This window comes from bacterium (assembly GCA_023150945.1).
Lineage (GTDB): Bacteria > Zhuqueibacterota > Zhuqueibacteria > Zhuqueibacterales > Zhuqueibacteraceae > Coneutiohabitans.
The window spans coordinates 543100-553654 of the sequence record JAKLJX010000001.1; the positions used below are offsets into that span (position 1 = coordinate 543100).

General features: G+C 60.6%; 8 protein-coding genes. 3 read left to right on the plus strand and 5 right to left on the minus strand.

All coding sequences use genetic code 11. The features are described 5' to 3' along the window. Positions 1–57: 57 nt before the first annotated feature. The 3 genes from L6R21_02080 to L6R21_02090 all read right to left on the minus strand — a co-directional run bounded on the left by L6R21_02080 (position 58) and on the right by L6R21_02090 (position 3983). Positions 58–2205: a hypothetical protein gene (locus L6R21_02080; protein ID MCK6557961.1), complete on the minus strand. Its 2148-nt coding sequence runs from the start codon at positions 2203–2205 to the stop codon at positions 58–60. A 331-nt stretch (positions 2206–2536) separates the two neighbouring features. After that, the gene (locus L6R21_02085) at positions 2537–3031 is read right to left on the minus strand and encodes an N-acetyltransferase family protein (GenBank protein ID MCK6557962.1); all 495 of its coding nucleotides are present in this window, start codon (positions 3029–3031) and stop codon (positions 2537–2539) included. A 37-nt stretch (positions 3032–3068) separates the two neighbouring features. Continuing rightward, a complete protein-coding gene (locus L6R21_02090; GenBank protein ID MCK6557963.1) occupies positions 3069–3983 on the minus strand; it encodes an MBL fold metallo-hydrolase in 915 nt (304 codons plus the stop codon). Between the two features lie 629 nt (positions 3984–4612). Here L6R21_02090 and acs point away from each other — a divergent pair. Together acs and L6R21_02100 are read left to right on the plus strand one after the other, a co-directional pair. Then, complete coding sequence (gene acs, locus L6R21_02095; GenBank protein MCK6557964.1) at positions 4613–6550, plus strand: acetate--CoA ligase; 1938 nt, start codon at positions 4613–4615, stop codon at positions 6548–6550. A 113-nt stretch (positions 6551–6663) separates the two neighbouring features. Continuing rightward, positions 6664–7467 carry a class I SAM-dependent methyltransferase gene (locus tag L6R21_02100; protein MCK6557965.1) on the plus strand — a complete coding sequence of 268 codons (804 nt, stop codon included), beginning with the start codon at positions 6664–6666 and terminating at the stop codon, positions 7465–7467. Positions 7468–7627: 160 nt separating this feature from the next. Here the strand turns inward: L6R21_02100 and L6R21_02105 are convergent, their stop codons facing one another. Both L6R21_02105 and L6R21_02110 read right to left on the minus strand, forming a co-directional pair. Further along, complete coding sequence (locus L6R21_02105; protein ID MCK6557966.1) at positions 7628–8365, minus strand: ABC transporter ATP-binding protein; 738 nt, start codon at positions 8363–8365, stop codon at positions 7628–7630. 31 nt (positions 8366–8396) lie between these two features. Next, positions 8397–9335 (minus strand): hypothetical protein, encoded by a 939-nt coding sequence (locus tag L6R21_02110; protein MCK6557967.1) that lies wholly within the window; start codon positions 9333–9335, stop codon positions 8397–8399. Positions 9336–9508: 173 nt separating this feature from the next. On the opposite strand from L6R21_02110, the gene L6R21_02115 reads away from it, so the two are divergent. After that, on the plus strand, positions 9509–10555 hold a 1047-nt coding region (locus L6R21_02115), incomplete at its 3' end, for an IS701 family transposase (protein ID MCK6557968.1).

Consider the following 10555-nt stretch of genomic DNA (forward strand, 5'->3'; position numbering starts at 1 on the left):
GACACCGACTCCTTCCGCAGGTGAAGCATCCCGAGCGGCGGCAGCCGGCGCCGCGTTTCATTTGATCACCAAAAATTTGCCGCGCTGCACTTTGCCGCTGGCGAGATCTTTCACAACGTAATAGTAAAGTCCCGAAGCCAGCGCCTGGTCATCCTTCGTCACCAAATCCCAGGCATGCTCGCCGCCGGCAAAAATGCGGCGGCCGCGAGAGAATTTTTCAAACCATTGCAGCTCCTCCCCGCTGTAGCTGCCGGCGCGATGCTCGAAGGAATCGACGCGATCGCCCGCCAGCGTGTAGATGCTGACTTCGCAATGGGTGGGCAGATTGTAGAAATAGATCTTGCGGTCGCGCTCCAGATTGCCGTCCCACGCCGCGTTGACGCGATAAGGATTGGGATAAACGCCCACGGCGATGTCGGCGCCGCCGCCGGCCGCGCGTTGTTCCTCTTGCGGCGGCGAACCCGGAAAGACGCGCAATACATTGCTCAACCGGCTGCTCTCCAAACTGCCCAACCGGATCGCGGGATCGCCGCCGTCGAACGCAGTGACGGCATAGGCATATTGCCAACCGTTGAGCAGGTTGTCATTCACAAAACGATAATGGTAGTCAATCGTCTCCGGCTGGCCGGTGTTGGGATTGATCGCGGTTTCGCCGAAGGTCACCGGCGCGGCCAGCCGCACGAATTCCAAGCCGGTGTCGTAGCCGATGCCGTTGATCGAATCGAATTCCGCCAGCAGCGTCAGGCTGGACAGCAAATCGCGGCCGGGCAGATCTTCCCCCAATTGCGTGCGGTAGAGGCGATAGCCCTCGAAGTCTTTCTTGCCGCTGATGAAATCAACCGACTCTTCCGCAGAGCGATCCCAGTAAACCGTCACCCGGCGGTCGCTGGGAATCACTTTCACGCGCGGCGGCGAGGGCGGCGTCGGCAAGACGTAGCGGTCGAGCATGCCGTCGCGATCGACATCTTCACCGGGATCGAGGCGATTGTTGGCGTTGCGATCTTCGCCGTCATAGGCGGTTTGCGCCCAGTAGGCATTGGTGTAGAGATTCTGCCGGCTCTGCTCGGTGTCCTGCCGGTTGTCATCCGAGCCGAACTTGCCGGCGCAAACGACCGCAAACACGACATTGATGCTGGAATCCGGCTCCAGCATTTGAAACGGCCCGGTGGTGAGCAGTGTCATGAAATTGCCGGGCCGGCCTTTGACCACGCGGTCGATCACGAAGCGGGGCATGGGCTCGGCTTGTTTTTGATAGCTCTCGAGATCGGTTTGCGGGGAAAACAGCACGGGATCGCTGGTATCGCGAAACAGCCAGGTGTTGAAGCTGGCCGCCGGGCGATAGCTTTGATCATTGGCTTGCGGCGTGGCGCCGAGATGCTTCAAGCCCACATACAAACCGTTGTCGGTGAAGCCGGGGTCGCCGTCATAGTCGTAGGCATAGGCCAGCCGCAGCGAGTCGACGAAATCGCCGCCGCGATGCTGGTAGAACGGCGAGCCGACGCGCGGCGGCGTGACATTGACGTTGCGCACCACCAAGTCCGCCCAGAGCGAGACATAGAGATCGTTGAGCCGGCGCCGGCTGGTGTTGCGAATGGTGTAATTCAAAATGACGAAGGCCTCGGCAAAGGGAAAGTTCCAGGCATAGGATTCGAGATGAACCGAAACGTTGACCGGTTCATGCTGCGGAATACGGATGGTGGTGCCGGGCACGACGACGTTGGAATCGGTGAAGTCCGCGATGAAATCCTGATGGCTGATGGCCGCAGGCGAATAGAACGGGCTGTCGATGATGCTCGAGCGTTCGCGCACGCGATCACTGGGATCCGCCGAGTTGGTGAATTCAAAGCCGGCGGCGACGTCGCGCAGCGAGGAAATGTCGCGCGCGCCCGAAGTCAGGAAGATCGAGCCGTCTTCGCGTTTGCCGCCCACCCACAACCCGCCGACGAACAGATGCTCGATGCCCGAGCCTTTGGGATATTCACACGAGGGCTGATCCACCGGCGCTTGAGTTGCGAAGCCGTCACCGAACGTGCCGAAGTTCGAGATGGTCAGGCCGATGCTGCCGGCGGTGGTGAATTTGGTGTCGTCATCGACGGTGGGTTTGTGGAAACGGGGATCAAGTTGATTTTGTGCAAGTGCCCGGGGCGGAAGCAGGAGCGCCAGGCACATCAGGAAGGGAACGGCCGGCAAAAGTTTTGCATTCATGTTGCAGGCACAGAAGTTTTTGGATCAGGCTCAACAGCTTCGCGTTTACGGGGGGATGAAACCAACCGCGGGCAAACTAACCATCTCGACGCATTTTGTCAAGCGCCGGCAACGAATTTATCGCCGGCTGCCGCGCCGGGTTTCCGCCGGGCCGAGAACCGAGCGACAACGCTAACACAGGATTTGAAAAAACCGAACACGAGAAAACTGAGTTCACAGAGAAAAGCCTTGCAAGAAGTGTCCTTTCCGTTCACTCGGTTTTCGCATGTCGATCCTGATCACGAATCAGAGATGAGCTTGCGAGGTCTGGTGCGGTGTCCGGTCCGCAGAGTCATTCAACGCCCACTACTTTGCTGCGCCGCTCGAGCAGCACCACGTCGCGCCAGCGGCCGCGCTGCGGACCCTTGGCCATGCGGCCGAGGCGCTCGCGCGTGCCGACGATGCGAAAGCCGTGCTTCACATGCAGGCGGAGGCTGGCATGATTCTCGGGAAAGATGCCGGCCTGCAACGTCCAAAGGCCGTGACGCTCCGACCGCTGGATCAATTCCGCCAGCAGCGCGCTGCCTACGCCGCGGCCGCGTTGGCGTTCGGCAACGTAAAGGCTCACTTCCGCCACGCCCGCATAAACCGGGCGCGCGGATACCGGACTCAATGCCGCCCAGCCCACGATCTCGCCCTGCAGGCGCGCCACCACGCTGCAGCCCGGTACTTTGCGGCATTGCCAGTCCTCCCAAGTGGGCGGCGGTGCCACCTCGAAGGTGGCCTCGCCCGTGGCAATTCCCTCGCGATAGATCGCGGCCACGGCCGGCCAATCAATCGCATTCATTTCCGTAATCGTGAGCATGGGCCAGAGAAGGCAAGCGTCATTCACTCTTGATCTGACCCACGGTGGCATCGTACCAGGCGGTCTCGGTGATTTCCGGCCGCACTTCCGGCCCTCTTTTGCCCTCGACCAGCCGGCCGGTCACCACCTGGCCGTCATGTTGAAAAACGAGCAGGGTGTTCTGCGCCAGGGCGTTGCGGCGCAGCCGGCGCTTGGATTCGATGCTGGTCATCGGAAAGATGTCATAGCTCGGCACCCAGGCCAGGCGGTCCATGTGCACCGCCCAACTGCAGGTGTCGCCCAGGAACAACAAGCTCTCGCCGCCGTCTTCCACCCAAACCGCCTGGATGCCGGCGGTGTGGCCGGGCGCCACTTCAGTGCGCACGCCCGGCGCGATGTGTTGGTCGCCATCGACGATTTCCAACTGACCGCTTTCGCGCAACGGCTGCCAGTTATGGCTGAGATAAGTGGCGGCGGTGCGCTCGTTGGGAAAGCTGGCCTCGGCCAGATCGAGGCGCTGCACCAGATAGCGCGCATTGGGAAAAGTGGCAATCACCTCGCCGGGCGTGTGATCAGGCGTGGCCCAGCGCGTGGCGCCGCCGGCATGATCGGCATGCAGGTGCGTCAGAATCACGAACGCGACTTGCTCCGGTTGAAAACCCAGACGGCGCAGATCGCCGGCCAGGCGTTCCCGCCGGGCGCCGAGGCGCAGAATCGCACGCTGCTTTTCGTCGAACTTGTCGCCGCGGCCGGTATCCACCACGATCAAACCGGCGGCGGATTCGATCAACAGCACGCGCAGCGCCGCCGGCACCTGGTTGAGCGCGTTGGGCGTCACAATTTTTTCCCACATCACGCGCGGCACCAGTCCGAAAAAGCCGCCGCCATCCGCGGCTTCGACACCATCACTTACGATATGGCATTTGATTGAACCGACAGACAGAGAGTAGGGCATGGTCATTCACCGGATGAATTCATGTGGATGCTTCAAAATCGAATCGCTACAAGAAAGCAAAGGCTTGTTCAATTGGAAAAGTCCCCGCCTACGGGGCAACGATTTCACCTGCAAGAAATTGTTCAGAGCTCGAAACGCCGTACGCGTTATAGTATTACTCCGGAAAAACTATCACAACCGCGAAGATTTTCGCGAACCGCTAATTCACGTGAATGCACGCTAATTTTTTATTCGCGTTGATTAGCGTTAATTCGCGGTTGACAGATTTGGTTGCGGCAAGTTGCCGCGCTGCGAGTCACGTGCCATTGCCGCGCCAACTGGTGCGCCAAGATACCCTGCCGGCTGCAAAAAAACAACTGGCAAGTGCCGGCGCGCCGGCCTCTCCGCTGCCGCACAGCGCTGCTGCCGGAAACCGCGCGCAGCGCTTCCGCAACCGCGCGTTTCCGAACTTACATTTACGCCAAATCCACCCACAACAGAGGCCTTGCCGGCGTCATTGCGGCAGCGGGGCAAGCTTCGGCCGCTGCTTGCCCGCGCCGGGCCTCTTGCATTTTTGGCAGCGAGGCCGTATCATCCAGCCTCAAATCGCCTGGCCCGTGAATTCACTTCATTCCCTCAGGAGTTGCCCGATGAGCACGCCGTTGAAATTTTCGCCGCCGGATCCGATTGCCGCGCGCGCCCACATCAATTCCCTCGAGCAATACCGCCAGCACTATCACCGTTCCGTGGCAGATCCGGCCGGTTACTGGTCGAGCATCGCCGAACGGCTGCACTGGTTCGAGAAGTGGAATGTCGTCTGCGAGTACGACTTCGTGAAGGCCAACATCAAGTGGTTTGCCGGCGGCAGACTCAATGTCAGTTACAACTGCCTGGATCGCCACGTCGAGGCGGGCTATGGCGCGCAAACCGCGTTGATCTGGGAAGGCAATGAGCCGAATGAATCACGGCATCTGACCTACACCGAATTGCTGGACGAAGTGCAGAAATTCGCCAATGTGCTCAAGGCCAACGGCGTGCGCAAGGGCGACCGCGTTTGCATCTATCTGCAGATGGTGCCCGAGCTGCCGATTGCCATGCTGGCCTGCGCCCGTATCGGCGCGGTGCACTCGGTGGTGTTCGGCGCCTTCAGTGCCGGCTCGTTGCGCGACCGCATCAATGATTCCGCCTGCAAGCTGCTGGTCACGCAGGACACCGGCATGCGCGGGCCGCGGCAGGACATTCCGATGAAAGCCAACGCCGATACCGCCGTGGCGGCTTGCCCTTCAATCGAAAAAGTCATCGTCGTGCGCCGCAGCGGAAAGGCGGTGAGTATGCAGGCCGGCCGCGATCAGTACTGGGAAGATCTCATGGCCGCGGCGGCGCCGGCCTGCCCGCCGGAGCCGATGGAGGCCGAAGATCCGCTTTTCATCCTTTACACCTCCGGCTCCACCGGCAAGCCGAAAGGCGTGCTGCATTCCACCGGCGGTTACCTGACCTACACTTCTTTCACCCACGAATTGGTTTTCGATTATCATCCCGGCGACATCTATTGGTGCACCGCTGACATCGGCTGGGTCACCGGACATTCCTACATCGTTTACGGTCCGCTCGCCAATCGCGCCATTTCAGTGATGTTCGAAGGCGTGCCCAATTATCCCGATTATGGCCGGTTTTGGCAGGTGGTGGCCAAACACAAAGTCAACATCTTCTACACCGCGCCCACGGCTTTGCGCTCACTGATGAAGGAGGGCGACAAGTGGCCGCGACAGCATGATCTTTCCTCCTTGCGGCTGCTCGGCACAGTGGGCGAACCGATCAAGGAACCGGAGTGGCTGTGGTACTATCGCGTGGTCGGCCAGGAACGCTGCCCGATCGTGGACACGTGGTGGCAAACCGAAACCGGCGGCATTTTGATTTCACCATTGCCCGGCGCGACGCCCATCAAGCCCGGCTCGGCCACACTGCCGTTCTTCGGTGTGCAACCGGTGCTGCTGGATGAATTGGGCCGTGAGTTGGAAGGGCCGGCGCAGGGTTTTCTCGCGATCAAATCCGCGTGGCCGGGCATCATGCGCACGGTCTATGGCGACCACGAGCGCTTCCGGCAAACCTATTTCGACCGCTTCCCCGGCTATTACCTCACCGGCGACGGCGCGCGCCGCGATGAAGAAGGCTACTACTGGATCACCGGCCGCGTCGATGATGTGCTGAATGTCTCGGGCCATCGCATCGGCACCGCCGAAGTCGAGGGCGCGATTGGCAAGGCCGCGGGCGTGGCAGAAGCCGCGGTGGTCGGCTTCCCGCATGACATCAAAGGCCAGGGCATCTATGCCTACGTCACGCTCATGACCGGCGTGACGCCGACCGCCGAGATCATCAGCGCGATCACCAAAACCGTGCGCGAGCAAATCGGGCCGCATGCCGCGCCGGACAAGATTCAGTTCACCCCCGCTCTGCCCAAGACCCGCTCCGGCAAAATCATGCGGCGCATCCTGCGCAAGATTGCCGAAGGCGACGTGGAACATCTCGGCGACACCTCGACGCTGGCGGATCCCGCGGTGGTCGACCAGTTGGTGGAAGGCCGGAAGTGAGCGTGCAGCGCAACGCTCGCATGCCGAAAAATCCGTGAACCGCCAAGAGACGCCGCGCGCAAAGCAGAGCCGCGGCCGTGAGCAACCGGTTGGAGAACAACCAGGGAGAGGCAATGGCGACTGCAGCCGGCAACCAAGAGTACGCTTGTATCGCGGATCTGTATGACCATGTCGTGCCCTATCGCACGCGGCCGGATATCGAGTTCTACCTCGCCGCGGCGCGGGATTGCGGTGGCCCCGTGTTGGAAGTGGGATGCGGCACCGGCCGCATCTTGCTTCCCACCGCACGCGCCGGGCTTGACATCGTTGGCCTCGATTCGTCTCCGCACATGTTGCAGGTGTGCCGGCAGCGATTGCTGGACGAACCGGCGGCTGTGCGGGCGCGCGTTCGGCTGATCGAGGCAGACATGCGCAGCTTTGCGCTGGCGCAGAGATTCAATCTCATCACTCTGCCGTTCCGGCCGTTTCAGCATCTCATCACTGTGGCAGATCAGATGTCGTGCCTGCAGACGATTCACCGGCATCTCGCCGCCGAGGGCAGATTGATTCTCGACTTGTTCAATCCCTCGCTGGCCGCGCTGGTGCGGGACGACGTTGGCCAGGAAATCGGCGACGAGCCGGAGTTCACCACTCCTGATGGCCGGCGGGTGATTCGCCGCCACAAGATTGTTGCACGCGACCATGCCAACCAAGTCAACCAGGTCGAGCTGATTTACTACGTCACCCACCCGGAGGGCCGGGAGGAACGTTTGGTGCAGGCGTTTCCGATGCGCTATTTGTTCCGCTTCGAGGCTGAGCATCTACTGGCGCGCTGCGGCTTTGCAGTGGAACATTTGTATGCGGACTATGACATGAGCGCTTATGGTTCGAAATACCCCGGCGAGTTGATTTTTGTGGCGAGGAAGAGGAAGGAGTGAAGTCGCGTTTGGAAAGCTTGCCTGCCCTGCGGAGTTTCGCGAAGGAGCAATCCTTTGCCGGTCGTGCCTCCCCTCCGAAATCGCCGCGATTGTCTGAAGCTGGAACGACCAGTTTTTTTGATCAAGCCCGTGCCGCCCGGGCTTGGAAACAAAGCCATCTTCACCGCCGCGCCGTCAAACTCGCCGCAATGATCGCCATGAACTCCTTTTCCAGCGATGAGCCGCGCTGGCGCAACTCATCCCATTCCCTGCGCTGCAATTCCCGCAACACACGCCCCTGCTCCAAAATGACCAGGCGGTCACACAGGTGCTCGATGGTTTCAATGATGTGAGAAGAGAAGAGCACTGTCCCGCCCTGACTGCAGAACCCGCGCAAATATTCCTTCAACCGAAAGCTGCTTTCCGGATCGAGGCCGTTGGTGGCTTCATCGAGCAGTAGAATCGTGGGCGCGCCCAGCAGCGCCGCGCACAAGCTGATCTTGCGGCGCATGCCGTGCGAGTAATGCACCAGCAATTCTCCGGCTTTACCCTCCAGCTCGAAAAACGCCAGCCATTTTGCGATCTCGGCCGGCCGCTGCGCCGGTGCCACCGCCTTGGCCGCGGCGATGAAGTGGAGAAATTCGTGCCCGGTCAAGTATTCATAGAAGACCGGCGTCTCCGGCGCATAGCCGAGACGGCGTTTGTATTCCACCTCACCGAAATGTATGGTCTCGCCCGCGATTGCGATTTCTCCGGCATCCGCCGCCAGCAGTCCCATCACGATTTTGAAGAGAGTCGATTTGCCGGCGCCGTTGCGGCCGAGCAAGCCGCACAGCTCGCCTCGCGGCACAGTCAGCGTGACGCGCTGCAGCGCTCTCACCTGTTGAAAGGATTTTTCCAGATCTTTGACGGTAAGCATGGCATGTGAGAAAGGTGATGCGTTGCCCGGCTCAGGCGATTTCCACCAATTGAAAATGCCGCTGCGATTTTCGCCGCCACCAAAGCGCGACGGCCGGCAGGATGATCGTGCCCAGCGGCATAACGAACCAGAAGAGAAACATCAGCACCAAAGAGGCGTTGAGCAGCAGGCCGGCGAGCCGGAGATGCGGAAAGTTCGCGAACACTGCCGTGCAATAGAGCAGCGCCAGAGTCGCGGGCAGAGCCACGAGGCCCGCGAAGGCAAACAGCATGAAGGCGAAATCCAAGGGGAATTTGAGCGGCAGCAGCACCGCCGGCAGCAGCATCGGCACTGCCAGACAAACCGCCGCGAACCACCAGCGCGAGCGCCACCAGCGGCCGGCGGCAATCGGCAGCGCGCGCAGCAATGCCGCGGTTGTGATTTCTTCCTCAACAAGCCGCAGCAAGCTGTTGAGCAAGAAGATTCCGAAAAGCAGTTGCAGGAAGAGACTGCTGGCATATGCGGCCGCGGCCTCGGTCTGTCCGGCGGCCACCAGCGCACAGAGAACGACAGCCCCAGCGAGCAACACGAAGAAGGAACGCCGGCGGCGCCAGAGAGACAACACCTCAGGCAGAATCAATGCCTGCGCCAGCATTGCCAGCCGGTCCGGTTGCCATTGCCGCGCGGCAATCCTTGGCGCAGCGGCTGCAGTAATGGCGGGATCGTGCCAGCGCCGGATCGCCAACCACAAGGCGAGCGCGAGCAGCCAGCTCCCGGCCGCGAGGGCCAGCGCCGGCAAGGAGGCGTGCACAAGTTTGCTTTGCAGCCAGCCTGTGGCATGCGTCAACAGCGCGAGCAGGAAGATTTCGCCTGCGAGCCAACGCGGAATTCTTCGCCAGAGGGTGATTCGAGGTCGGCGCACGGCGCTGGCTTGCGCAAAGCTTGCGAGTTGCAGCGCCAGCAGCACTCCCGAGGCTGCGAACAGACGCACGACGGTTGCTGCTTCGTTCGTTCTGTTGATCGCGAAGGGTATGGTGCCGCAGATTAATACTACAACGTTAAGTCCAATCACGGTTAATGGTTGATGTAGCAATAACAATGATTAAGATAGAGGACAAATGTTCAGTCTAGACTTTTACGATTTTATTTCTAGATTAGATGAGCATGGCAACTACCCATGCTCGAAGAATTTCTCCGGCGACGCCACCGCCGTCGGGACGCAAACCCAAGTTGAATATTGGCTCGCGCCAAATCCGCGGGTTGCTCACGCAGTTAGAGAAGTACCATAAGATCTTTGTGTCGTTGTTTCGTCGCCCGGAACAGCGCCACTGGGCGCTGAAGTACCTGCAAGGTCAAATGCTCGATATCGAACGCAAATCGATTGAACCGATGGCCCGCGCCTTAGACGGCGGCAATGTCGAAGCCATGCAACAGTTCATCAGCGCCAGTCCGTGGGACGATGCGGCGATTTTGCGGGTGCATCAGCAGGAAGTCGCCGCCACCTTAGGTGAAGACGATGGCGTGTTGATTATTGATGGCTGCGACTTTCCCAAACAAGGCCAGAACTCCGTCGGCGTGGCTCGCCAACACTGTGGGGCCGTGGGCAAAACCGCGAATTGCCAAGCCAGTGTGCTGTTGGCCTACGCGAGCCGCCGCGGCCATACGTTGTTGGATCGACGCTTGTATATGCCGGAACACTGGTTCGGTGACGAGTACGCGGCGCGCCGTCAAGAATGTGGCGTGCCCGACGATCTGACCTTTCAAACCAAAAATGAATTGAGCTGGTCGATGCTGGAGCCCGTGCTCGACGAGGCGACGGTGCCCTGCCAATGGATCGCGATGGATGAAGCATTTGGCCGGGACAGCGCGTTGCTCAATAAAATCAACCACAAACAGAAATCCTATTTTGCCGAAATCCCGCGTAACACCCACGTCTGGTGGCGCTGGCCCAAAGTGCATCGTCCGCAAGTCGGCGGTGGGCGAGGCCGTCCGGCCACGCGAGTGCAACTGGCGCCCGAGGCCCCCGCCCCCCGGCGGGTGGATGAACTGGCCGTGGCGTTGGCGGCGCGCCACTGGCGACGGATGATTGTCCACGAGGGCAGCAAGGGTCCTCTTGAAGCGGAGATCGCCATCGTGCGAGTGGTGTTTTCAGAGCATGGTCTCCCGGCTCGCCACGAGTGGCTGGTGATTCGCCGAAAATCTTCCACACAG

Bases quoted from the DNA above. Each gene is read 5' to 3' on its own strand.
- L6R21_02080 (MCK6557961.1), bottom strand. From the start codon at position 2,205: ATGAATGCAAAACTTTTGCCGGCCGTTCCCTTCCTGATGTGCCTGGCG.
- L6R21_02105 (MCK6557966.1), bottom strand. From the start codon at position 8,365: ATGCTTACCGTCAAAGATCTGGAAAAATCCTTTCAACAGGTGAGAGCG.
- acs (MCK6557964.1), top strand. From the start codon at position 4,613: ATGAGCACGCCGTTGAAATTTTCGCCGCCGGATCCGATTGCCGCGCGC.
- L6R21_02100 (MCK6557965.1), top strand. From the start codon at position 6,664: ATGGCGACTGCAGCCGGCAACCAAGAGTACGCTTGTATCGCGGATCTG.
- L6R21_02085 (MCK6557962.1), bottom strand. From the start codon at position 3,031: ATGAATGCGATTGATTGGCCGGCCGTGGCCGCGATCTATCGCGAGGGA.
- L6R21_02090 (MCK6557963.1), bottom strand. From the start codon at position 3,983: ATGCCCTACTCTCTGTCTGTCGGTTCAATCAAATGCCATATCGTAAGT.